This window comes from Murdochiella massiliensis, assembly GCF_900059565.1.
Classification (GTDB): Bacteria; Bacillota; Clostridia; order Tissierellales; family Peptoniphilaceae; genus Murdochiella; species Murdochiella massiliensis.
In genome coordinates this window covers 1,226,056-1,251,303 of record NZ_FIZW01000002.1, presented here as the reverse complement: position 1 = coordinate 1,251,303, position 25,248 = coordinate 1,226,056, and the positions used below count along the sequence as shown (strand labels likewise).

The following is a 25,248-nucleotide window of genomic DNA, read 5'->3' as shown; positions in this document are numbered from 1 at the left end:
TTTCTACGCTTTGCGATTTCGACCCGTAATTACGACGACCCCTTTACGGGTCATTTCCCCACTTCGTAATTTTGGTCCGTAATTGCGGCGACGGTTTTACGGGTCATTCTGCCATTTCACGATTTTGGTCCGTAATTTTCCATACGGGCTTACGGATCATTTCCCCATTTCGCCATTTTGACCCGTAATTGCGACCCCCAACCCTTTGCCTGGGAGCACACGAAAGGTCATAACCCGACGCGAAGCGGCTACATTTAGCCTCTTGGCTCAACCTCATTTTATACGGTAATAGCATTGACCCCGCTTCTTTCCTCACTAATGGCCGTTCCATAAATATCGCTGAATGCGCTCTTCGGCAATGCGCAAATCCAAGGTGCATTCCGAGCTCTCGAAAGTCATGATCAACCGATCGCCCGGATGAATATTCGCAGATTCATAGAGTGCAATTCTGCGAAGCGCATTGTTCGCATACTCCGGAACATCCATCATGCCGAAATGCTCCCAATACATTTCAATTTGCCGTTCCGGATGATAAAACGTAAAGTCCGGATGGATGCAGATCCCATTTTGCAGATATAGGGAACATTCATATTTATACGCAATCCCCCTTGCAGTAAAAAGATCTGCTAAGATCTTCTCCGACTTGGAACGCACTTTTTCATTTTTATTGGTATAAAGATTTTCACGCACATTGCGAGTCGATTTCGGTTGGAAGGCCTGATTTTTCCATTGATCCATTCGTTGCTGATTCGTTGGCAGCAACGGTTGCACAGATCGCTTACGCATGGGATGTAAAATTTCGTAGAGAAGATCTAATTCCCCTGACTGATAGTCTCTTAATAGCCCCTCCAATTGTGGGATTCTTTTGCTGAGCAATCGACGCGCTGCCATATCATAACTTTTTTGCGCCAATATGCGCACCGTTTCGTTTTTATCTCTTCCCAAGTAACGTTTTACGATTTCTTGTTTGCCCGTATCGTCCTCATCGCTGCGAGTTATCCAATAAAATTGATAGCGATTGTGCGATTTTGAAATAACCAGTCTTCCCTTTATCGATGTGCGAGAAAGTGCCGATTCTCTTTTTTTCAGCTCACTCCATGCTTTCTTATACTTCAATAATGTCCTGCGCAAAACGATCTCCAAATAATCCATATTCACCTTCCTATTGCGATGTTACAGTTTCATTCCTCATCCCTCATAGTGAAAAACACTCCTTCCCTTATTGTCTCCGCATTTTTTCTCAAGGCGTCCCAAAATTTAAACACTGTTGTCATATTAAAAACCCACTCTGTGCGACTCATTCCAAGCGATATGCCGGAAGAAGCGTAAACGCAAAGCGTTGTCTTGTTCTTTCCTCCTTGTTCGTCCAGAATGACTCACGAAGGATAAATAAAGGAGGTACAAATGGATAAGAAATTACTGGATAAATTTTCGAAGCGCTTTGCCGAAGACAAGCAATCGCAAGGGGTAAAAAACGCCATTGCTTCGGTGGGCTTTGAGAAAGCTTCCTTCAATAATAATGTATTGAGAAAGCACAACTTCGTGTTTTCGGATGAAACCAAACGCGGCGATATCACAAACCAAAAGAGCAGCGGTCGCTGCTGGATGTTCGCGTCTTTGAACGTAGCACGCGTTTCGGTGATGGCAATATTGAAAAAATACGGCGCGGTGCCCAAGAGCGTCATGCCGGAAACCTTCCATTCCTCGAATTCCCGCACGCTCGATGCCATCATGACCACGCGACTGCGTGAAGATGCTTGACGTATTCGTCAGCAATACAAAGAAGGCAAAAAAAGAGAAGGCTCTTCGTGCCGAAAAGGATGACATGCTCTATGAAATTTATAACATTCTGACCAAAGCCTTGGGTGAAGTACCGACGAAATTCGACTTCTCCTATCGCGATGAAGACGAGAAATTCCATCGCATCAAAGGCATTACGCCGCAGGAATTCTTCAACAAGTACGTCGGTTGGAACATGGACGACAAGATTTCGCTCATCAATGCTCCTGCCGCAGACAAGCCCTACGGCAAAGCCTATACCGTCCAATATCCGGGCACTATCTACGAAGCCGATCCGGTCCGTTACGTCAACGTCCTCATGGAAGACCTCAAAAAGGCGGCCCACATATGGCCGCCTTTCCTTTTGTTTCTTCCTTTTCCTCCTCACGCATGAAACACGTTAATGAATTCCTGTTCCTGCGCCTGCATACTCTCGCTACTCCGCGCCAAATGCTTCACCGTCAATGCCGCCACGACATGAGTCTCGAACACATTTAGTTAGTCGCCCGAAAATAGCGATGGTTATTTTTTCCTCTGCTCCCATTCTTCTTTCAATAAACTGTAAATAGCCGCGTCCACGATGCCCTGATTATTTCTGTCTGCCTGCCGTAACGTCCCTTCATAGGTCAATCCGCACTTTTTCATCACTTGCCCGGAATGCGGATTATTCGGATCGTGTTGAGATTCAATGCGATTCGCCCCAACTTCCTGAAATAAAAAGGGAATGATCGCTTGGAAGGCCTCGGTCGTAATTCCCTTGTGCCACCACTTTTTTCCAATCGCATAGCCGATATGGACCGTATCGGTTCTTTCCTCTTTTCCGACAACCGAAAGAGAGCCGATCCCTTCCTGAAGCTCTTTGAGCTCAATGGCCCATTGGTAAAACGAAGGATCTGCATAGGATGTCACCCAAGACTGTAAAACCGCCTTGGTTTCTTCCACCGATTTCACTGCTTGCCATGTCAAAAACTTCGTGACTTCTTTGTCGGCATTCCAATTGCGAAACATTGCCTCTGCGTCATCCATCGTAAAAGGCCTTAAAATTAAGCGTGGCGTTTCAATGATTTGTGTGCCTTTGTGGTACATCGTTTCTTCTCCTGGCAATTCGAGCATTTTTTCTAATTTATTGTAGTGTAGCACGAAAACAACTATTTGTCATAACTCGGTGCTGCGGAGCTGGGAGAGAGAATCCTGTACATAAAAAGTATCCGCCAAACAAAGAAAGAAAGGTTAATGCCAATGAAAAAACGTACCCTATGGATGGCGGGTTAACCCGCCATCCATAGGGTAGCATACAGAAAACTCTCTCATGTTTTTGATCTCACATCGTTTACAAAGGTGCCGTTGCATTACTCCACGAACTTCTTTCGCGGGCCGTGCCGATTATGGTTGTGCGGGCATCATATCCGTTACATTGCCCTGAACGCCCATGGTTTTTATAAAGAGCGTCTGCGGATCCGCAATTACCCAGCGATCATCTTCCCATTTCACGTCGATATCAAGCGATTTTTCGTCCGTCTTAACGGTGGAAAGATCTAATTTCGAATAGTCGGGCTGACCATTCGGCCCGATAATGCTCATCATTTTGGACGCAAGATCCATCATATTGGGGGCTATCACCTTATAGGTCAGCGTTCCTTCCGTCTTTCCTTTCTCGATCTCGCCACTCACGTAAGCGGCTTGCACTTTCGCAAAAACCGACTTGTACATATCCGCTTGCTTCTTCACGTTGGGATCGTCCATGTTCAAACTTGAACTTTCCTTTTCGGCGCTCTGCTGCTTTTCGCGCATCTCCTTTGGCACGAACTTGGCCATTTCCTTAGCATCCATCTTGGCAAACGCCTGAAAGAATCCTTCGACAGTTGACTTGGCTTCTTCCGTGGGGGATGCATTCGCGCCGCACGCCGTCAGAACCAGCAACAAGATACAACCCCATGCCATCCAAATCCGCTTTTTCATAGGCCCTCCTTTTTGCTCACGAGTTCTAGGGGCATCGTCCTACAATAGAGGAATACCCATTTTTTGACATTCTGCAATCGTTTCTTCGTCCCAGACATTCGCCTGCGTTTCGCCGATATGCGCCGTCCATCGTAAAAGGTCTTAAAACTAAACGTGGCGTTTCAATGATTGGTGTGCCTTTGTGATGCATCGTTTCTCCCCCTGCCCATCCGAGCATTGTCTTATAATTTATTGTAGCGTAGCACGGAAACAACTGCTCAGCACGAAAAAAGCACTCTAAAAAGAGTGCTCATTCCGTATTCTGTTGTTCGCCGTTCTATGCGTGAAGATCGTTAAGAAGTCGAATCTTTTCGTCTTGGGTTTTAGCATTTTCCAGGGCATCCAGAAAAGCTTTTTCTTCCGCCGTTAACGGGCGATCCATCACCTCTTGAATCATTTTATCCGCTTCCGCCATAGCTTCTTCGTAAATTTCGGCGAATTCTTCGTCAGTTACTTCTTCAAGATCGTCGTCTTCCTGTTTCACTTTTGCCATTGTTGCACCTCTTTCACTTCGTTCTTAAACCTAAACGTCTTCGTTTATCATAAGTCAAAATCAATTTCGTTTCCATAAAGCAATACGTGAAGGAATAGCTCTTCTTTAAAGGAATTATAAGTTGCCGAATTTCAATAGGCTTTCTTAAAGGCACGCCATCTCTTGAAATGGCGGCTTAGTGCGTTTTCTTCCGATATTTCTTGTAGTAGCATGAGAAGTCTTTCCAGCTATTGGGTTCTGATAGGTAGTTACCCGAACCAGGACTATTATATTTAATCTCTAGCCGAACTCAACAAGCTTCTCGATATGGGCGAAGTGGAAGAACTGAAAAATCCTTCTCCGTTGCTCGAAGACGTCAAGCTTGCCATCATCGAATTTTGCAACCGTGAATATGATGAAAACAACACGGTGGATATGTTTGACACTCTCTATCCGGACTTAAGGCATGTGGGACTGGCCTATACTGAAACTGAGGACGGTCGACACAGCATTCAGTACGAACTCAATCTGGAAGACAAGACCTGGACGCAGTACGTGGATGAGGTGGCGGTCGCCGTGGAGAGTTTTGCACGCGAAGGCGAGGAACAGATCGACCCATTGCGCAACATAAAAGACGAGATTGAACTCTCCGATTTCAACGACCTGGTCTACATCGAAGAAAGTCAGCTCAATGACCTCATTCGGCGGATTGAGAACGCCCGACTTGTAGAAGACCCGCTGGCCAAAGATATGGATAACGATGGCATTCCCGACCGGAACGACAACGCCTTTCAGGACAGCGATTATCTGGAGTCCACCTATGACGTGGATGAACGGGTTAAAGAGTTGGAGTCAACAGAGAAACCGTCCATCTTACAGCAGATCGCGGACTTCAAGGCCGAGAAACAGGAAAGATGAAAAAGGCGGTGTGTCTTTCGGGCTACACCGCACTATTTTTTTTGAGAGCCATTTTTACATATGATATAGTTTTATTGAATTCAGCGAAGGCTGAATTTTATTCAGCAATCAATGATGAGGAGTTCACATGTCGATCAGCTATAAAAAGCTTTGGAAAATTTTGATTGATAAAGATATGAAGAAAAAAGATCTCTGTGCTGCAGCTGGCATAAGTCATGCATCAATGGCTGAGCTCGGAAAGAATGAAAACTTGACCACAGATGTCTTAGTCAAAATATGTTCGGCACTTGATTGCGATATAAGCGACATTATGGAAATTACCAAGGTTGAGGAGGAAGCGTTGTGAGCAAAAAAATTGATAGAACTGTTCGCATTAAGCCAATCCTTAAATGGGCGGGCGGAAAGACGCAACTCCTTCCTGATTTGCTACCTAAAACACCAGCATCATTCCGAACCTACATTGAGCCTTTTTTTGGTGGTGGTGCGCTGTTTTTTGCATTACAACCTGAAAATGCCGTGATTGCAGATAGCAATCCGGAGATTATCAATGTTTATCAACAGGTTGCTGACTCAGTTGATGAAGTAATTTCGTATCTTTCTCAATATCAAAATACGAGTGAGATGTTTTATGAAGTTAGAAACCAAGACTGGGAAAAGCTTAGCAAATCTGAGGCTGCAGCCCGGACAATCTATTTGAATAGAACTTGCTTTAATGGGCTATATCGAGTTAACCGGAAGGGACAGTTCAATGTGCCCTATGGCAAATACAAAAATCCAACGATATGCGATGAAGCAGGATTAAGAGCGGCATCATCGTTACTGAAACGCGCTCTAATTGTATGCGGTGATTATAAAGATGTCTTGCGTGAATATGCGAAGCCTGGAGATTACGTCTTTCTAGATCCTCCATATTTACCTGTCTCTAAATATGCTGATTTTAAGAGATATACAAAGGAACAATTCTATGAAGAAGATCATCGTGAATTAGCTCAAGAAATAGAGCATTTGCGCGCTTTGGGATGTCATACCCTCCTTACAAATTCCAATCATCCCTTGGTTCATGAGCTTTATTCAGAGTATCCGATAGAAGTTCTATCTACAAAACGCTTTATCTCAAGTAAAGGTAGTAGTCGGAAGGGTGAAGATGTCATCATTGCTATTCCGCCAATTATCAAATTTGATGGCATTGAACTTGACAAAAAAGTTGCATTATACCCAACAACTCGGTTCATGGGCTCTAAACGGAAGCTGTTAAAAGAAATCTGGGGCGTTGCATCACGTTTTGAGTTTACGACGGTGATTGATCTGTTTTCGGGTTCAGGTATTGTTGGTTACATGTTCAAAGCCCAAGGGAAACAAGTGTTAAGCAATGATTATATGGCTATGTCTGCCGTTTTTGCCAAAGCCATGATCGAGAATAATTCAGTAGTGTTGACCGACGAAGAAACTGAACAACTTTTGCATAGTCCAGGAGAATATGACCACTTTGTTTCCAACACTTTTGCTGGACTCTATTTTTCTGATGAAGACAATGATCTTATTGATGTCCTTCGTACAAATATTTGGGCTATGGATGAGCCTTTCAAACAAGCCATTGCTCTGGCTGCACTGATTAGAGCATGCACAAAAAAAAGACCGCGCGGTATTTTTACGTATACCGGACATCGATATGATGATGGCAGAAAAGATCTAAAAAAGTCACTGCGCGACCATTTCCTTGATGCAGTGAATGCGGTGAATAGAGCCGTATTTGATAACGGGATGAAAAACCAATCTAAACGCGGAGACGCAATGGAGCTTCGGGCGAAACAAGCTGATTTAGTCTATATAGATCCTCCGTACTATTCACCGCTATCAGACAATGAATATGTAAGACGTTATCACTTTGTTGAAGGTCTAGCCTGCGACTGGAAAGGCGTAGAGATACAAGAAAATACTCAAACTAAAAAATTCAAGTCATATCCTACGCCTTTTTCCACTAAGACAGGCGCAGCGGTTGCTTTTGATCGGCTGTTTAAGAAATACAAAGACAGTATTTTAATCGTCTCGTATTCATCGAATAGCCTGCCCACAAAGGATGAAATGGTTGCCTTATTGGCTAAACACAAGAATCATGTCGAGGTTATTCCCATAGATTATACGTATTCATTTGGGAACCAGAAGGATGTGAAAACCAACAGGAACCGAGTCCAGGAATACCTATTTGTCGCGTTTAACTGAGGAAAATTATGGACGAGAATATTTCAATTTGGCTTGTAGGCAATACCGGGTTAAGAAGTCCTAATCGTATTCAAGAAGGATTAAGGATTTTTGCTGAATCGTCGTATGTAGGTAATCTACGTGGACGAGAAAATGAAGTTGGTTTTATGAACCTTCTTAATGAAAAAGGAATTATTCAAAATGTGGCCGGCAAAGATTCCTCTGGAAGCCATGCTCGAAAATGGAGACTAATGTTTGCCAAACATGGGTTCATCTATCCTCAAATAAAAAAGAGTGATGGTTTTGAACAGTCAGAACTGGGCCCGCTGGATGCACTTACGCCTTTTGGAAGATCATTTTTACAAGCCGATACGTTTCCCGCTGTCCAAGAATGTTATTTGCGAGCGATGAGTGTCGAACAGTTTGAACTTCCATATCATTCGGGATTGTTTTCGCCTCTGAGATGGATATTAGCAATCATGTTGGAACTGGAAAAACGCACAGGAACATCCGAGATACAACGCATTGAATTTGCTCTCTGGGGGCATACAACCAATCCTCTTTATGATGTCAATTGGGTCGTCGATCAGATTCTGGACTTGCGTGAAAGAAGATCAAAGGCACCAGCTAAAAGAACTTTTGACAAGAAAGAAATTGCAGAGCGCAGTAAACATTATGATAAAAAGCCAGAGAATTTCCTTGACTATTCTGATATGAACATGCGTTATCTACGTATTACGGGTGTTCTGCAGAGAAAGGGACGAGGTTTAGTCATTGTTCCGTCAAAGCATCTATTGGTTGAACAACTTGCTAAAAGTGTGCCAGGAAATATTACTCTGAAAAATGCGCTTTTTGAGTTGTGCCATGGCGCTCCACTTCCGTCTGATCATGCTGAGACTGCCATGGCTATTCTTCAGGACTTGATGAAACAGATGAAGGAACGGCACATTCTATTTGATATTTCTGATTTGCCACTGGAAACACCAACTCAAATCAACATTGCGCGTCAAAGACTAGAAGACACGCTTTCAAAAACTGATGAGCTGACATATGCTGCTGAGCAAAAAGATCAATGGCGTGAAATTGCCGATTACATGTCCCTGCTGATAAAAGGCGGCGGAAAAATTGAATATGACGAAGATAACATCATTGAAGTACCCAAAGATGAAACACCGGCCTATCTGGAATGGACGCTTTGGCGTGCTGCCCTTGCAATAGATCACTTGGTAAACAAACCTTATGAGGTGCGCGGATTCAAACTGGACTCAGACTTTTTGCCTGTATCAGCTGCCGGAGGCGGTAAGGGTGATCTCTACTGTGAATTCAATGATTTTACTATTTTAACTGAAGTCACAATGTCTACCTCGTCCAGGCAAGAAGCTATGGAAGGTGAACCTGTACGACGGCATGTTTCTGATGCGGTTCTGAATTATGACAAGCCGGTCTATGGCATGTTCATCGCGGTAAAAATTGACACTAATACGGCTGAGACTTTCCGCCATGGAGTCTGGTATGCAAAGGGTGACGAACAGCAACGTTTGAATATTGTTCCGTTTACTTTGGCCCAGTACAGGTCATATTTCATAAATATGTTTTCAACTGGGCAGGCAAATCCGGGGAGCTTAGTAAGCTTGATTGATCTCTGCGCTCGGAAACGAGATTGGATGGAGGCTCCTGCTTGGAAAGAATACATAGATTATGCTGTTAAATATCTTACAGATGCACATAGTGTTGAGGGTGAGCTATTGGTCGCTGAGAGCCCAGGGCATTATTTGATTAACAGTGATAGGCAATGGAAGTTCCCTTATGGAATATATTTTGGATCCAGGGTGAAAGAAAAGCATACTGGCCGTGTTGGATGTGTTGTTAAAGTTAATAAGAAGGACATATCTGTTGCCTTTCAAAGAGACGGTTTACCAGAAATCGTTTCTGTGGATGAAGATACCTTTCTAAAGAGCGGGTTCACGATTATTTAATGGTTGAAAGGCTGACGAATATTCTTATTACAGTGGGGAAAAGTTATGACTGAGACTAATTATAAAGAGTTTAAATACATGGCCTTACTTCCCGGCGTAGTTGAGCGTGACGAAAAATTTCAGTCATATGCTACAGCTATGGATCAAGCGTTTCAGAATTCAAAGATCCATAACATAGCAATAACTGGAATCTATGGCGCTGGGAAAAGCAGTTTTTGGAAAACATATCTTCAAGATGACTCCAGTGTGGCCATTGAGCGAAAGTCCAATGTCGGTAATACAGTTACCATATCCCTTGCTGCATTTGAACAGGAAGAAAGCACACAAATCGCGTCTCAAGATCAGAACCAAGCAGCGATCGAAAAGCAAATTATCAACCAGCTGTTATTTCAGCTTGACCCGAAGAAAATATCCCGTAGCAAATATGCTGTAAAAATGCCGGAAGCGCATTGTGAAAAACTCTTGCTCGCACTAATGGTATTAGCATTTGCAATTGGCGGTATGTTATTGTATTTTGCAAAGGACGTATTTGCGTCATTCCCAATCGCTTTCTCTACAACCCATTGGGTGTTATTTTATCGAGTTATATCAGCAATACTTATGCTGCTTCCATTAGTGTTTTTTTCTATTCGACTGATGAAACAATTACCATTCCAGCATGGAAAAATCAATTTCAAGGGTTTAGAAGCCGAAATCGGTGCTCCTGAAAAAGATGATGTGTTAAATAATAACATGCAAGAGCTTGTTTATCTGATTATTGCCGGACAAGTACAAACCATCGTTTTTGAGGATTTAGACCGTTTCAGGGATGTCAATTTATTCGTTAAATTGAGAGAGTTAAATTACCTTGTCAATGCACAGGTCAAGGCAACAAATGGAAAACCTATTCGCTTCGTTTATATGCTTCGAGACGACCTTTTGGAATCGAAAGACAGAACAAAGTTTTTCGACTTTATTCTTCCTATTATTCCAGCTATTGATTCGCATAATTCCAAAGGGAAGATGCTAGAACTTTTTCAGAACGATGAAACGGAAACTGCATCTCTGCCATCAAGAGAGACGTTAGAAGCCTTATCGTTATACATTGACGATATGCGCTTACTATTGAGCATACGAAACGAATACGAGATCTACCGACAAGTAATTGATCTAAAAGGAAGAAGACTGAAACCCGATAAGTTACTGGCGCTTGTAGTCCTAAAAAATGTTTTCCCTAAGGAGTTCAGTCGTCTACAGCAGGATACCGGATATATATATTCTCTGTTTTCTAAGATACAAAACGAACGTGCTAAACAGGTCGAAGAGATTGAAAACGCCATCAAGGAACTGCAGTTGCGTCAAACAAACAAGAAAGAGTCAATCCCACGCAATGAAGCTCAACTTATTTGTATGTATTTGCCTTTGCATTTCCAAATACAGCCGCAATTTACAACTAGTGGTAATACAGTATCAGAGATTCTTAGTGATTGGATAAAAGCGCCTACACAACATGCCTCTGTTATGCTGAATGACAGAGGGTATTCCTGTGACTTCAATCAGTTCATTGATTACTTATCCCAGAAAGATGAAAAATTCAAAATTCGCTGGGAAAGACATGACTCTAGACCAATTCTGGATCAAGTTGAAAACCTGCAAGAAGAAATCAATTCTCTTGAAGTTCAAAAATCACAGGTCGCGAATATGTATCTTTCTGAATTGTTAAGGATAAAATCAATTGGGAAACTGGAAGAATTTTTCACAACGCAAGCTGTGAATATTACTAATGGCGGTGAAGAGCCAATTATAAGTGATCATTATTTTAATCTCATACGTTTTTTGCTTCTAGAAGGGCTCATTGATGAAGCTTATCCGGATTATAAGGGCGTTTTTTATAAGAATTCTCTTGGCTCGAATGATTCCATTTTCTTAAGATCCTTACTCGAGAGGGCTTCACTTGACGCACATTTCCATTTGGACAATCCGGCGCTTGTCGCGGAAAGATTAAAACCAAACGATTATTTTCGTTCGGAAACATTTAATCACGAGCTAATTGATTTTCTGCGTGGTAATAACAAGGGTGATGCACTGTCCAAAATCATTAACACGGCACTCAAGAATAAGAACGAAACAGATATTCTGTCATACCTATCTGCTTTAGACCCATCCTCATTAACCAAGCTTATTCTCTGCTTGTTTCCCGTTTTTATTGACACAATTTTGGCCATCATTTCAACTGAGCATAAAAATACATTGCTTAATTATCGCATCTGCATAATTCTCTATGAACATCCGGAATTGATAAAAAATAATGTACCTGAGCTAACTGCATTTATTGAATCAAATAGTGACATACTTACAACGGAAGGATTGGACATAACAGCCAAATTCTTAGATGGATTAGAAAAAGAAGGCCTCCGCTTCATTGATATCGACGGTCTTGATATCAAAAAGAAGATCGCGGAAACCCTTGCTCAAAAAGCCTTGGTTGTAATGAATTATCGTAATTTAGCACACCTTATGAGCATTATCCGACAATTGGAAAAGCATGAAATCAGGGTGATGTTCTTAAATGAATTACTAGATAATCCTTTATATGAGCTATATCGTGCAGAAGTTCTTTCTTCTCCGGATTCTCTGATTCAGGCATATATTGATGATATTCAAAACTATAAAACAAAGGCCGAGCTTTCCGATAAACCCATGCAGGAGATGCTGAATAGCATCCTTGCAGAGAAACTAAAACATGAACTGATTGCTTGCGTAAAGGCAACTGTAATTCAACTAAAAAACATCATTGATGCCTCATTGTGGGATCTAATGATTCAGCAAAAGTTGGTTCTTATTACACCGGAAAACATCCTGACGTATTGGGAAAAATACAATTACACTCCGGCCATGGAAAATATGCTTAATCAATTTTATATTGACAACAATCATATGGAATTGCCGACAGGGTTGGCAAACAAATTGCTTAATAGGCCAACTATCGTCGAGAATTCCTTTAATGATGCCCTACAACAATCCAACACCAGTATTGAACTTTTGAGTTCTGAGATGCCGATAAATCGGGTTCTCACTTTGATTCAAAATAATAAATTGAAGCTAACGCTACAAAACTTCAATACTATTATGAAGCATGAAGATAATGGCCTTTTCCTATCATATGTGGATTGTCAGAAAGATAATTTCCTCGCGTTCTTACAAAACAATAATCTCATACAAATTCTGACACAAAGTCAAATAACGCTACTTATTGACAACCGAAGCTTGAGTGACAATAATCTGACTGTTTTATTACAGCAGACAGGGATGAAGATATCTCTGTTCAAAATACCTAACGCCACGCCATTCATGCGAAGATATATACTCAGCGACGCCTTCTGTGAGAAAGATATACCGCTTATTATTGAAACAGCATCCTCACTAGATCTATGGCCAGAGTTTTTGAGTCTCCTTGCCAATGATACTTTTTTCGAGCAAACAAAAGGACACCTGTGGACTAGCAAATATATTGATGATTTACTCTCTGCAAGTGCACTAAATGAAGCGAGGAAAATAGATGTTCTGGAGCATATTATCACAAAGGCTTATGAACCTCATAAAATACGGACTAGAATTGAGAGAATTGATAAGGTAAGAAGTCTGGCCAATGTTTTTGATAATAAGAAGCCGAAAATTCAAGACGCTGATCAGTTAAATATTGCGTGTTCCTTGGAGAAAGTTAATATAGTTTCAATTTCTAAGAACGAAGACCGCGAGTACTTAAACTTTAAACCTAAAGCCTTTCAAGCGTTACTAAAAGAGGAGGAATAACAATAGTTTTCTCACCTCTCCATCTTCTTTTCAATGCCCTGCTCATAGTTCCGGCGCTATTGAATCAGTTCCTCAAATTGCGCCTTGTTGTCCTCGTACCGGGACATCTGTGCGTTCTTTTTTGTGCCAGATCGTCCAGCTGTTTGAGAAGCCCTTTGCTATCCGGAAGGCCGGAATGGCGCTTTAAAATCGCCATGGCGGCCATCTTGTAGACGGCCAGTTCACTGCGATATTCCTCAGCGAAAGCCTTGTCTTCCGGATGCGCCTTGTGGTACTTGTAGGGCTCACGGTAGGCGTGCACGGTGTGCGCATTTTCCATATCTTGCGAGAGTACATCCATCTGCGTCTCAAGTTCCCGGATTTCATCCTAGAGGGACTGGCGCTCATCGGCGGATTGCGTGAGTAAAGCGTCTAACTGCGTGATGGACTGAATGCCTAGATTACGTAGAGCCACGATGGATTCTGCTGTTGTTTTGAGATTGTGTTTCGTGATCCAGTTGGCATAAGCAGAACTGTTTTTTGCCTTCGCGTTTTTGCTTGCATCGATGATTTTTCCAATCGGTTTCTTGACGGCAAAGGTTGGCCGGGCAAGTGCTTCTTCAAGGCATTCTCTCAGCCGCTCTTCCGTATAATCTTCGCCAATCGTCTTAGAACGGGTAAAGCGTTCTTTATCCTTATGGCGGAAGGCGATGTGCTTGCCCTGCTTTATTTCATATCCCTGTTTCTCCATCCGGGAGAGAAAATCCTCCCAGCTTTTGGACGCTTTGATCGTCCGGTCGATGTCAAATTGCAGACGGCTTTTCCAGGACTTGCCCTGTTTGGCCTGTTCCTGTTCAAACCAACTTTTACCGTTGGTCTTATATTTCCGGCGACAGGCTTCGTAATATTCATCGATCATGGAGAGGTGGTTTTCTTTGCAGAGATTGTCGCTGATCGTGGGAATCCAGTGATAACTCCGCTTGTTGGACTGATAGCACTTTCCGGTCTCTTCGTTGACATTATTGAAGATGATATGGTTATGAATATGGCCTTTATCCACGTGCGTGGCCAGTACATATTCGTATTCACCTTTGAGCACCTTTTCGCAGAGTGCAAGGCCGATTTCGTGAGCTTGTTCTGGCGTTGTTTCGCCGGGAAGGAAGAACTGGATCAAGTGACGAGCAAGCACATTTCCACGCGCATGCCCATCCTCTCTGGTGCGCAAAAACTGCACGGCTGCGCTGGAAGGCAGACAATCAAACGCATCAATCAGCACCTTCTCATCGGTTTTGTGCGCATCGGTGATGTAGTCAATCGTGTAGTTCAGCGTCACTTTAATGGGATGGATTTTCGTGATGGCCATCGGTTGTCTTCTCCTGTTTTGAGGTCGTTCGATTTAGTAAAAGGGCATGAATCTGAAGGATTTCTTTGTCCATATCATCAATTTGTTCCTGCATTTTGCGGATGTCTTTAGGTCAATCTCATCGGTGGCGTTGGCTTTTTTGGCGACCTGATTGACGTTGCTGGCAATATTGGCAAGCCGTCCTTCCAGCTTACGGAATGGTTCCAGATCGACCAACTGGATTTCTTTTTCCAGTACGCACTTGCGGATGAATAGGCCCATATTGCGGAACCTTGCAAGCTTCATCTTTTGCCAAAACAGATTCTTTTCTTCCTTCGTCAACTTGATTTCAATGCGTTCATTTCTTAATCGATTCACCATGGTTATTTCCTCCGTGCAGTATTTTTCGGGTTCTTAGGGCTCGCCCTAACAAGATTCAAATTGATAAAAAAAGAAGCAGAACTCCAAGGAGGCTGCTTCATCAATTTGTCGTCAGTGTCCGGACACTGACTGTGCTTGCTACAAAAGTTTTTTTTGCGCGTTAGCGTTAAGCAAGGTGTGTAATTGGTGTTCTGATTTTACCTCGCTCATTGATTTTTGTCTGCCCGTGTTAAAAATGAAAACTTCGTTTCACTGGGCTTCCCACTCTGCTCATATAATGTTGAGTGAGCTAGTCCCATTGTCTGGGCAAGTTTAGTGACTATTGGCAGAATCGATGTTGCAAAATCTTTATTGATATCGAATCGAACGAAGGGCGTTTTTATTAGATTATTGTTAATGGGAAAGGCATCCTCGTTGTAATAACCACGCGAAGGTAATGATTTGCCTTTTGCATTAACGAGAGACATGCCGATATGGTATACATCACCTAATCCCAAAACATTCAATTCGCGACAAAGCGTATAGATATCTTTCACTACAGTATCTTCAACATCATCCCACCGCGGTAAATAATGTTCTTCATCATCCCAAAGTCTTAAGGTTAATGACTCTAAAAAGCCATTTAACGAAACTTGAATATAAGAACTTAAACCTGATTGCCCACTGCCTAATTTAACCATGATGAGACCGTCAGAATTGTATGAATATAGGCTGTAGTGTTGTGAGCATATTGGGTGGAATGCCCGGTTATTCAATATATGAGATAGCTCGATCGTAGTGCTCATATCTAAAGACTGTTCAGGCAAGATGTGCAAAAGTAAAAATGGCCTTTGTATTAAAGCTTCATCGAGATTGCCATTGAGCAGGAAAGATAGGCGTTCATCTCTATATTCTTGAATCTTTTGCATTATGTGATCAAGTTCCAGAAATGAATGCTTTAAATCGTTATAGCGCATAGGAGAGGAAGTGTTGCCATTACGCATATAGATTTCATCACGGCTTCCGGAGTTGAAAGCATGCGGTTTTAGCACGCTCCTTGGCACTGTAATGAGGATGCAATTCTTCTCCTGTACTATCATGTGCTCTGCTTTGATACCGTAAAGCACAGGGATGGTCTGTGTGGCTATTTTATTGCGCAAGGCTTTTTCCCATTCCTCAAACAGTTCGGGAGTGACGCCAGTATCCACTAATTTGTCTGGATTATGATTCTCATCTTCTCCAATGCCTAATACGATGGTGCCACCATAGGTATTCGCGAAGGCACAAATTTCTTTTAGGAATTTATCAGATTCTTTTTGGCCAAGACTGTTAAATTTCCCCTGTTCAAAGCGGTAATCCTTGAATTCAAGGCGTTCAGATTCTCTTTCCTGGTTCTCGAGTATTTGTTCAATAAAATTTCCCATTTTCACCTCCGAATTTATTTTTTCGATCTTAGATACCAGTTCACAGATAACCGGTAGTTCATCTGAATTTTGTTTCTTTTTCTAAGCCGATATTGCTTAAGAGATTAAAGTAATGGAATCCGTCAGCTTGCCATTTTCATCCAGATGGAAGAACAAGCCGGCAAGAATCCAACTTGCCACAGGATTGAGGTTTCCATCCTGTGGGTCTTTGTGTTTTCCGTTTGTGAAAATATCGATGGCACCAGAGGAAAGCAACTGCGGTATTTTCTCCAACCGGCTCTCTGAGATAGAAGAGGTAGCTCCCTGATTCAATTCATCGAGGGAGCTTTTATTAATAGTGATGGTGCCTTCACAGTGTTGATCCGGTTTTTCGATTCGTGCCTCATCCAAATCATACCCACCTTATTCATAAATGATGGCGTCTTCGGTTTCATTGATCTTCTTCGCGGTAGCTCCGCTGCTTTTGAGCATAACCATATCCTTTCAAGTTTTCAGCATCCCAAGTCTTCCGGCACCGGTTCATAGGTCACCAGAAAATCGCTTTTCGGTTTTTCCACCTGTGTCAGAATCGACGCATCGAGTTTGCCCATCTGCGCAGAATGTGGCCATATTCTGACCTATTCTTCAACGACACGAACTTATCCAAGCGGAAAGAAGCAATTCGCTTATTTCCGATGCCGCACCTGCAAAAGCGCCAAAAGCAAATAAAGCAGCTCAACAGAAAAATTGTTTTTTCCTGTTATGATATGAGCGTGATTATTCACCCAGAATTTTCCCTCCACATATTGCAAAATTGGATAACCTTTACTATCGATAACAGTGCCATCTTCTCCAAGAGGGCGGTCTCATTGTTGACTATGTAGGAATTGCCTCAGCGTTAAAGCAAGCAATGAACGATTACACCTTACGCGATAAAAAGAACTACGGCGAAACTGATATAGCAAAGGTGGCTTACCCTAAGTTTCTTGAAAAGCTTTCCATTTGTCGTGACTTATTCCATGGCTTTGATTATTCAAAATTTACTCATGGTAGTGACCTCGAGCGTTCTAAAGCAATAACCGGAGGGGTCAACTTTATCATAGACATCCAGAAAGAAAGAAAACGAGAGGACTTTCTGAAAGAGGCACTTTTGCTAACACAAGCACTATCGCTTTGTTCTTCATTAGTCGAACGTGATTTGCGTGTCGAGGCAGCTTTTTTTGAATCGGTTCGAGTGCTTGTTACACGCCTAATGAATCAAGGTGCTCGTACGAAACTATCTCTGCCAGAGATTAACGCCCGAATCAATGAGTTACTGAAATCCAGCATAAACAGCGAGGGAGTGATCAATTTATTCTCGGACGCAAAAACTGAGTTTTCACTCTTCGATCCAAAGTTCCTCGAAGAAATTGCAAAAATGAAGGAAAAAAATCTTGCTGTTGAGCTGTTAAGAAGATTGATAGATGATCAAGTGCAAATATACAAGCATAATAATGTTGTTAAATCTGAAAAATTCAGTGAAATCATACAAGGTGTGATGAATCGCTATCTGAATGGAATGCTTATCAACGAGCAGGTAATCAAGGAGCTGTTAAAGATAGCAAAACAGATTCGAGACGCTCGTAACGCAGGAAAGGCAATGGGTCTGTCAGAAGAGGAGTTAGCATTTTATGACGCTTTAACTAGGCCGGAAGCAATTAAAGATTTTTATGAGAATGATGAGCTGATTGCTATCACAAAAGAACTGACCGAAGCTCTTCGTAAAAATCAAACGATCGATTGGCAAAAGCGTGACTCTGCGCGGGCCAGAATGCGCATGATGATCAAAAGACTACTCAAAAAGCATCACTATCCACCGGAAGGCATGGAAGACGCTGTCCAAACGGTAATGACGCAATGCGAATTGTGGACAGATCATGCTGAATTCTAAAAATACAAGCTCCATTCTAATCTGGGACAAGTAACACGAGTGCGTCTTCTATCTGTAAAGAGGTAAAGGATCATCAGAATCTTCACTTACAGATGGAAGGCGCACTTGTTGTCTCTTCTTAACTATTAAATAAGGCTTCTCTTATAACACCCATTATTCAAAACTTTATGTTCCCCCTCCTTACAACAGCTTAATCCCCGCTTTTTCACACGCTTTCTGCGTTTCTTCGTCCCAGACACTCGCCTGAATTTCGCCGATGTGCGCCGTCCCCAGCAATAACATGCAAAGGCGCGATTGACCGATGCCGCCGCCGATGGTTTGGGGATATTTCCCTTGCAGCAGCGCACGATGGAACGGTAGCGATGCGCGCTCTTCGGCATGGGCGGCTTTGAGTTGGCGGGTGAGCGCAGCTTCATCCACGCGAATGCCCATGGAGGAGAGCTCGAACGCACAACCGAGGACATCATTCCAGAGAATAATATCGCCATTGAGCGTCCAGTCATCATAGTCGGGCGCACGGTCGCCATGGGGCTTGCTCGAACGCAACGTGCCGCCTATGCCCTGAATAAAAATCGTCTTGTATTTCTCCGCGGCCGCGGCTTCCCGCTCCTCCGGCGTTTTGTCCGGCCAGCGATCTTCCAGTTCCTGGGCGGTAAAGAACGTCACTTCGCGACGGATTTGGGTGTCCAGCGATGGGAATCGAGCCTGCACCAGGTGATTGACATTGCAAATGGTCGAAACAATCGCTTGAACGGTTTCGCGCAGGGTTTTCTCCGTTCGCTCGGCAGGCGTAATGATGCGTTCCCAATCCCATTGGTCGACATAGATGGAATGGAGATTATCCAGGGTTTCATCGCGACGAATGGCGTTCATGTCGGTATAAAGGCCTTGACCGGGTTCGAAGCCGTAGCGACCAAGGGCCATACGCTTCCACTTGGCCAGGGAATGCACAACCTCCGCTTCGGCACCCACATCGGGAATATCAAACGAAACCGGACGTTCCTTGCCGCTTAAGTTATCGTTTAGGCCGCTGGCACGCAGCACAAAGAGCGGCGCAGAAACGCGCTGGAGATTCAGTGCCTGCGAAATCTCTGCCTGAAAGGTCTTTTTGACGTAATCGATAGCACGTTGCAATTCAAAATGGTCCAGTTTCGGAACATAATCGGACGGGATAGTAATCATAACAACCTCTTTTCTTACATTTGGTTCATTTTACCACCTTCCGCTGATGCGGTGTACCGCTGTGAAAATAGGGAGCCAGGGAACGATCGACGCCTTACGCGCGCCGTTATGCATCCTATGTACAGATTACGGGTTCCTTTGCTGTTTTTCGTTTTTGACCCGTAATTTTACCAGCCGCTTTACGGGGCATTTCGCTACTTTTCGTTATTGCCCCGTAATTGCTCCGCCCTTTTTACGGGGTATTTCTCTGCTTTCCATTTTTGACCCGTAATTTTGCCATTCACTTTACGGGGCATTTCGCCATTTCGTGTTTTTGACCCGTAATTTCGCCATTCACTTTACGGGACATTTCGCCACTTTTCGTTTTTAACCCGTAATCGCACCAGTCGTCTGCCGTATACAAAAAAAGAAGGCGGTCCGCCGGGCCGCCCTCCACTTCTATCTAACTGCGTCACGAAAGTGACGCTACTTCTTTTGAACCGCCGGCTGCAGACCGACGCTTTCTTGGTTCCATCAGGTGCCCAGGTTATTCCATCACCTCGTAGGTGTCATCGCTAGGAAGGTCTTCGGAGGAAGATGCTACGGAGGGACGCGGTTCGACTTGCATTTTAAGGTCATTGGCATCCGTTTTGACGGTCACCACCAACCCGCTGTTATCCGCGGTAATCACAACGTGATCGTGGTCAGCAATCTGACCTTCCAGAATCTTACGACCCAAGGCTGTTTGCAGGTGTTTCTGCAGATAGCGCTCGATCGGACGCGCGCCGAACTGCGGCGAATACGCCTGCGCCAGAATGTAGTCTTTTGCCGATTCTTCCACGGTAATGGTGATGTCGCGGTCAGCAAGACGCGCCGCCAGTTTATCCATATCCAGCGCGATAATGCGCCCAATTTCGTCTTTCGTCAGTCCCTTGAACGTGATGATGTCGTCGATACGGTTCAAAAATTCCGGACGGAACGCGCGATGAAGCGCTTCTTCTACTGCCTGCGAGGCGCTCGGTGTGAGGTTACCCTCGGCGTCAAGGCCGTTCAGAATCGTATCCGCTCCCAGGTTTGACGTCATAATGATGATCGTGTTGCGGAAATTGACCGTCCGTCCCTGATTGTCCGTCAGGCGTCCGTCGTCCAACACTTGCAAAAGAATGTTGAACACATCAGGGTGCGCCTTTTCGATTTCATCAAAGAGAACCACCGCATACGGCTTGCGGCGTACCGCTTCGGTCAGCTGTCCGCCTTCTTCGTAGCCGACATAACCCGGCGCTGCTCCGATCAGACGGGATACGGAATATTTTTCCATATATTCGGACATATCGATGCGAATCATATTGCGTTCGTCATCAAACATCGCCTCGGTAAGCGCTTTCGCAAGCTCCGTCTTGCCGACGCCGGTCGGGCCGAGGAAAATGAAGCTTCCAAGCGGTTTCGTATCGTCGGAAAGGCCGGCGCGTGCCCGCAACAGGGCTTCGGAAACCGCATCAATAGCCTGATCCTGGCCGATTACGCGGCGATGCAGGAGATCCGGCAAACGCAGAATTTTCTGTCGTTCGCTCTCCACCAGTTTTGTAACGGGGATATGCGTCCATTTGGACACGACTTCCGCCACTTCCTCTTCCGTGACCTCTTCTTTAACCGCTTCGCTGTCTTTTTCCAGCGCCTTTTCACTTTCCGCGTACTGCTTTTCCAGCTCGCTGAGCTTGCCGTATCGCAGCGCCGATGCCTTTTCATAGTCAAAGTCGCGCTCCGCTTCTTCGATGGCATGGCGCGTCTGATCCATCTCTTCCTTGATCTTCGTCTGCCCTTCCAGCGCTGACTTGGCATTTTGCCACTGAATGAAGCCTTCGTTATAGGATTCATTGAGGTTTGCCAGTTCCTCGGTGAGCTCTGTCAAGCGTTTCTTGGACGCCTCATCTATCTCTTTCTGCAGCGCCACTTTTTCGATCTCCAGCTGCAGAATGCGGCGACGCGCTTCATCCAGCTCTTCCGGCATGGAGTCCAACGCCGTACGCACCATAGCGGCCGCTTCATCCATCAGGTCAATCGCCTTATCCGGAAGGAAACGATCGGTAATATAGCGGTCGGACAGCTTTGCTGCCGCTACCACCGCCCCGTCGGAAATGCGCAGCCCATGATGCAGTTCATATTTCGATTTGATGCCGCGTAAAATGGAGACGGTGTCTTCCACGCTCGGTTCACTGACCATGACTTTTTGGAAACGTCGTTCGAGAGCACCGTCTTTTTCAATATACTGGCGGTACTCATTGAGCGTCGTCGCGCCGATCATGCGAATTTCGCCGCGCGAGAGCGCCGGCTTCATCAGGTTCGAGGCATCCATAGCTCCGTCGGTGCGCCCCGCACCGACGATGAGGTGCAGTTCATCCACGAAAAGAATAATCTTTCCGGCGGAGGCTTTGATTTCTTCCAGCACCGCTTTTAAGCGTTCCTCAAACTCGCCGCGATATTTCGCCCCGGCAAGCAGCTGTCCCATATCCAGGGCAAAAATGGTGGTGTCTTTTAAGCCGTCCGGCACATCCCCGTTGATAATACGCTGGGCAAGACCTTCCACCACGGCCGTTTTTCCCACACCCGGTTCGCCGATAAGCACCGGATTGTTTTTGGTACGCCGCGAAAGAATGCGCGTCACATTGCGAATTTCTTCATCCCGACCGATGACCGGGTCACCTTTTCCTTCTTTGGCCTTTGCGGTCAGATCGGTGCCATATTTTTCCAGCACGTTTTCGGTATCTTCCGGATTATCCGTTGTCACCTTGCGGGATCCGCGAATGGCTTCCAACGCCTTGGCAAATGCCTCACGCGTGATATGGTAATCCGCAAGAATAGATTCCGAAGGAATATTTCGCTCATCGAGAAGCGCCAAATACAGATGTTCGGTGGAAACGTAGCTGTCTCCCATCTTATCGGCTTCATCTTTCGCCTTGAGCAAAATGCGCTGAAAAATCGCATTCGGATAGACCTGCGAAGCGCCCTGCTGCTGCGGCAAGTTTTCCATTGCTCTTCGCACGGACGTACGATAGGCAGCAATCTGCACGCCGAGATGTGCGAGCACCTGCGCCACCATGCCGTCCGATTCCCGAATAAGGGCATCGTGCAAATGCAGATCCGTCAATTCGGGATTGCCATTTTTAATCGCCGCATTTTGCGCGTCTTGAATCGCTTGTAATGCTTTTTTGGTATATTGTTCGTTCATAGAAAGTCTCCTTTCTGTTTTTTATACAATGCATTCGTGCGAAAAGTTGTCCGGCCAAGACCGTAAGGACACTTTTCGCACTTCTTTCCATCCGGATAGCACCATGCTCTCCTAATGGTTTACTCTCTTTCTTCCTTCATCCACTTTTCATAGTAGGCTTTTTGCTCTTGGCTTAAGGTTGCCGGATTTTGCATTTGGATTTCCAGCAGCAGATCGCCGCGCTCGCCTTTGCGGTTACGATAGCCCTTCTTGGGAACCCGAATACGCTTCCCGGAAGCCATTTCACGCGGTACAGTCACCTGAATGCGCCCGTCCGGCGTTTCCACGGTTTTCTTCGTTCCGCAATAGGCTTCCCATGGCTTGAGTACAAGCGGCTGAACCAGATTGATTCCTTCCAGATGGCCTGTCGTCAGCAAGCGGATTTTTACCATGAGGTTTCCGTCCAGACCGAACTTTTCGCCCTTCACCCGAATGCGATTGCCGTCCTGAATGCCTGCAGGCCAGCGCACCGTAATGTCATAGGACTTGGAGCCGATGGTAAAACGCATCGTTCGCTCGCCGCCCTCATAGGCTTCTTTGAGCGCCAGGCTCATCGTGGTTTCATAGCGATCGTTGGCTTTTCGTGCCGCTCCGGCGTGCGCTGCTCGATACATTTCGGGCCCAACACGGCCAAAGCCTTGCGCAGAAGTATGACCATTCGTTCCTCCATGCGCACCGCGAAGCAGATCCCCTAAGTCGCCGAAGCCGCTGAAACTGTGGGTATTTCCGCCATATACTCCTGCTCCGGGTCCACCGCTAAATCCCTGCGCGCCGCGAAAGCTTTCTGCGCCGCTAAAGTCCTGGGCACCGCCGAAGATCAAATTGAAAAAGTCGGAGAAGCCGCTTCCGCCACCCGTCGTGTGGTAGGTATAGGTTGCTCCGTTTGGGCCGAACCCCTGAAAGCCGAAGTCCGACGGATCAAAGTTCTGTCCGCCCTGAAAGTTATAATTGGCGCCGAATTGGTCATATTTTTTCCGCTTTTCCGCGTCGCCCAATACCTCATAGGCTTCGTTAATCTGCTTGAATTTCTCCTGCGCCTTTTCATCGTTCGGATGCAAGTCGGGATGATATTTTTTCGCGAGTTTGCGATAAGCTTTTTTGATTTCTGTCTGGGATGCCTGTTTTTCTACGCCCAGCGTTTTGTAGTAATCTTGAAATTGCAAAGCATCCTCCTTTCCGGTCAAATGCGGTCATTTGTATGTTTTTTATTTCTTGACCATCTTTGACTAATTGATATTATAGTCGCTTTGCCCCGCTTGCGCAAGAGAAACGGCACGCTTTTCGACCGGATTATTCTTTTTTTGCCGCATACAAAACGCTATACTAAAAGGGAAGGAAGAAGCGTATCCCGGACGCGAAAGGAGTCATTATGGAAAATAAACGTCGCCTCAATTTAGGCCTGCAAATTCTCATTGCCCTGGTGTTGGGTATTGTCGCCGGCATTCTCTTACAGGGAAATGGCGAATTCACTTCAACTTTTCTGCAGCCGGTAGGAACCATTTACATCAATCTATTGAAATTTATGGTTGTACCTGTCGTTCTTTTTTCCATCATTGAGGGCACAATTTCACTCGGTGACATTCGCCGCGTGGGCGCCATCGGATGGAAAACCTTCGTGTATTATATGGCAACGACCGCTGTGGCGGTTGTCATCGGCATCGCCTTTGCCACGCTGTTTCAGGGATTCTTCCCGGTTCTGCAAACCTCGGGATTGACCTATGAAGCAAAAACCGCCAATTTTATGGAGGTCATCGTCGCAATGTTCCCGAAAAATATACTGGAACCGCTTCTGAATGCCGATATGTTGCCGCTCATTCTTATGGCACTTCTGATTGGGCTTGGTATTCTTCTTTCGGGTGAAGCGGGAAAGCGCGTTGGCGAAAGTGTAAAAGATATTTATACGGTCATCATGAAAATGATGGAGCTGGTCATTCGGCTGACCCCCATTGGTGTGTTCTGCCTGATGACGAATGTCGTCGCCGTCAATGGCGCCTCCATCGTCTCGTCGCTGGGAATCGTTCTGGGTGTGGCCTACTTGGCCTACATTACACACATTGTTGTCGTTTACGGGTTGAGCGTCCATCTGTTTTCCAAAATGGGTCTTTTCACCTTTTTACGTGGTATGGCGCCAGCCATGACTACGGCCTTTACGACCTCCAGTTCCAACGCGACGTTGCCGCTGACCATTCGCTGTTCTAATGAATTGGGTGCGGATCCCAGCATTTCTTCGTTTGTCTTGCCGCTCGGAGCGACCATCAATATGGACGGCACAGCCATCTATATGGGTGTCACCAGTCTTTTCATCGCCTCCTGCTACGGCGTGCATTTAACGGCAGCCCAACTCGTATCCATCGTCTTAACTGCGGTACTTGCTTCGATCGGCACAGCCGGCGTCGCCGGTGGCGGCATGATCATGCTGGCGATGGTACTGACCAGCGTGAACCTGCCGGTAGAGGGGATTGCGCTCATCGCCGGCATTGACCGTCTCTTTGATATGGGACGCACAACGTTAAATATCACCGGCGATGCGACCGCCGCTCTTGCCGTCAGCAACTGGGATCGCAAAGCTACCGCGAAAAAAGGACAGAAGAAATAGTCCGCCTTTGCCAGGCTTTTCAGGGGCTTTACAAGGGTATTTCTGGAAAACAAAAAAGCTGTGTCCGAACTATTTCTC

Annotated in this window: 18 protein-coding genes and 2 pseudogenes; 9 read left to right on the top strand and 11 right to left on the bottom strand. The window is 45.0% G+C overall.

All coding sequences use genetic code 11. The features are described from left to right. Nucleotides 1–315: 315 nt before the first annotated feature. On the bottom strand, nt 316–1,152 hold the full coding sequence (locus BN3910_RS07240; protein WP_066926023.1) for a hypothetical protein: 837 nt from the start codon (nt 1,150–1,152) through the stop codon (nt 316–318). Nucleotides 1,153–1,404: 252 nt separating this feature from the next. Between BN3910_RS07240 and BN3910_RS08025 the strand changes: the two genes are divergently transcribed. Both BN3910_RS08025 and BN3910_RS08020 read left to right on the top strand, forming a co-directional pair. Next, nucleotides 1,405–1,761 carry a C1 family peptidase gene (locus BN3910_RS08025; RefSeq protein ID WP_066926020.1) on the top strand — a complete coding sequence of 119 codons (357 nt, stop codon included), beginning with the start codon at nt 1,405–1,407 and terminating at the stop codon, nt 1,759–1,761. Beyond that, nucleotides 1,754–2,173 carry a C1 family peptidase gene (locus tag BN3910_RS08020; RefSeq protein ID WP_066926017.1) on the top strand — a complete coding sequence of 140 codons (420 nt, stop codon included), beginning with the start codon at nt 1,754–1,756 and terminating at the stop codon, nt 2,171–2,173. Before BN3910_RS08025 ends, BN3910_RS08020 begins: the two co-directional genes overlap by 8 nt. A gap of 128 nt (nt 2,174–2,301) precedes the next feature. Here BN3910_RS08020 and BN3910_RS07225 read toward each other — a convergent pair whose 3' ends face one another. The 3 genes from BN3910_RS07225 to BN3910_RS07215 all read right to left on the bottom strand — a co-directional run bounded on the left by BN3910_RS07225 (nt 2,302) and on the right by BN3910_RS07215 (nt 4,270). Beyond that, entirely contained in the window at nt 2,302–2,865 is a 564-nt protein-coding gene (locus BN3910_RS07225; RefSeq protein ID WP_066926013.1) for a GNAT family N-acetyltransferase, read from the bottom strand. A 297-nt stretch (nt 2,866–3,162) separates the two neighbouring features. Beyond that, entirely contained in the window at nt 3,163–3,738 is a 576-nt protein-coding gene (locus BN3910_RS07220) for a hypothetical protein (RefSeq protein WP_066926010.1), read from the bottom strand. A gap of 316 nt (nt 3,739–4,054) precedes the next feature. Continuing rightward, complete coding sequence (locus BN3910_RS07215) at nt 4,055–4,270, bottom strand: hypothetical protein (protein ID WP_066926007.1); 216 nt, start codon at nt 4,268–4,270, stop codon at nt 4,055–4,057. 306 nt (nt 4,271–4,576) lie between these two features. On the opposite strand from BN3910_RS07215, the gene BN3910_RS07210 reads away from it, so the two are divergent. From BN3910_RS07210 to BN3910_RS07190, 5 genes are all read left to right on the top strand, one after another. Next, entirely contained in the window at nt 4,577–5,167 is a 591-nt protein-coding gene (locus BN3910_RS07210; RefSeq protein WP_066926004.1) for a hypothetical protein, read from the top strand. Nucleotides 5,168–5,294: 127 nt separating this feature from the next. Next, the gene (locus BN3910_RS07205; RefSeq protein WP_066926001.1) at nt 5,295–5,513 is read left to right on the top strand and encodes a helix-turn-helix domain-containing protein; all 219 of its coding nucleotides are present in this window, start codon (nt 5,295–5,297) and stop codon (nt 5,511–5,513) included. Continuing rightward, a complete protein-coding gene (locus BN3910_RS07200; RefSeq protein WP_066925998.1) occupies nt 5,510–7,387 on the top strand; it encodes a Dam family site-specific DNA-(adenine-N6)-methyltransferase in 1,878 nt (625 codons plus the stop codon). The genes BN3910_RS07205 and BN3910_RS07200 overlap by 4 nt, the downstream gene beginning before the upstream one ends. 8 nt (nt 7,388–7,395) lie before the next feature. After that, complete coding sequence (locus tag BN3910_RS07195) at nt 7,396–9,342, top strand: AlwI family type II restriction endonuclease (RefSeq protein ID WP_082790355.1); 1,947 nt, start codon at nt 7,396–7,398, stop codon at nt 9,340–9,342. A gap of 45 nt (nt 9,343–9,387) precedes the next feature. Then, nucleotides 9,388–13,134 (top strand): YobI family P-loop NTPase, encoded by a 3,747-nt coding sequence (locus BN3910_RS07190; RefSeq protein WP_066925995.1) that lies wholly within the window; start codon nt 9,388–9,390, stop codon nt 13,132–13,134. A gap of 56 nt (nt 13,135–13,190) precedes the next feature. Here the strand turns inward: BN3910_RS07190 and BN3910_RS07180 are convergent. The 4 genes and pseudogenes from BN3910_RS07180 to BN3910_RS07165 all read right to left on the bottom strand — a co-directional run bounded on the left by BN3910_RS07180 (nt 13,191) and on the right by BN3910_RS07165 (nt 16,629). Next, nucleotides 13,191–14,476, bottom strand: a pseudogene (locus tag BN3910_RS07180) (relaxase/mobilization nuclease domain-containing protein). After that, a pseudogene (locus BN3910_RS07175) lies at nt 14,448–14,836 on the bottom strand (plasmid mobilization protein). The pseudogenes BN3910_RS07180 and BN3910_RS07175 overlap by 29 nt, the downstream one beginning before the upstream one ends. 206 nt (nt 14,837–15,042) lie before the next feature. Further along, a complete protein-coding gene (locus tag BN3910_RS07170) occupies nt 15,043–16,239 on the bottom strand; it encodes an AlbA family DNA-binding domain-containing protein (RefSeq protein ID WP_066925989.1) in 1,197 nt (398 codons plus the stop codon). A 96-nt stretch (nt 16,240–16,335) separates the two neighbouring features. Continuing rightward, nucleotides 16,336–16,629 carry a hypothetical protein gene (locus tag BN3910_RS07165; protein ID WP_066925986.1) on the bottom strand — a complete coding sequence of 98 codons (294 nt, stop codon included), beginning with the start codon at nt 16,627–16,629 and terminating at the stop codon, nt 16,336–16,338. A 499-nt stretch (nt 16,630–17,128) separates the two neighbouring features. Here BN3910_RS07165 and BN3910_RS07160 point away from each other — a divergent pair, with 499 nt between their 5' ends. Further along, nucleotides 17,129–18,148, top strand: a complete 1,020-nt coding sequence (locus BN3910_RS07160) for a DUF3387 domain-containing protein (RefSeq protein ID WP_066925983.1) — start codon at nt 17,129–17,131, stop codon at nt 18,146–18,148. Between the two features lie 180 nt (nt 18,149–18,328). On the opposite strand, the gene asnA is transcribed toward BN3910_RS07160, so the two are convergent. The 3 genes from asnA to BN3910_RS07145 all read right to left on the bottom strand — a co-directional run bounded on the left by asnA (nt 18,329) and on the right by BN3910_RS07145 (nt 23,737). Then, a complete protein-coding gene (gene asnA / locus BN3910_RS07155) occupies nt 18,329–19,330 on the bottom strand; it encodes an aspartate--ammonia ligase (protein ID WP_066925980.1) in 1,002 nt (333 codons plus the stop codon). Between the two features lie 526 nt (nt 19,331–19,856). After that, a complete protein-coding gene (clpB, locus tag BN3910_RS07150) occupies nt 19,857–22,535 on the bottom strand; it encodes an ATP-dependent chaperone ClpB (protein WP_075968013.1) in 2,679 nt (892 codons plus the stop codon). A gap of 119 nt (nt 22,536–22,654) precedes the next feature. Beyond that, entirely contained in the window at nt 22,655–23,737 is a 1,083-nt protein-coding gene (locus BN3910_RS07145; RefSeq protein WP_066925976.1) for a DnaJ domain-containing protein, read from the bottom strand. Between the two features lie 206 nt (nt 23,738–23,943). Between BN3910_RS07145 and BN3910_RS07140 the strand changes: the two genes are divergently transcribed. Continuing rightward, entirely contained in the window at nt 23,944–25,170 is a 1,227-nt protein-coding gene (locus tag BN3910_RS07140; RefSeq protein ID WP_066925973.1) for a dicarboxylate/amino acid:cation symporter, read from the top strand. The last annotated feature ends 78 nt before the right edge of the window (nt 25,171–25,248 follow it).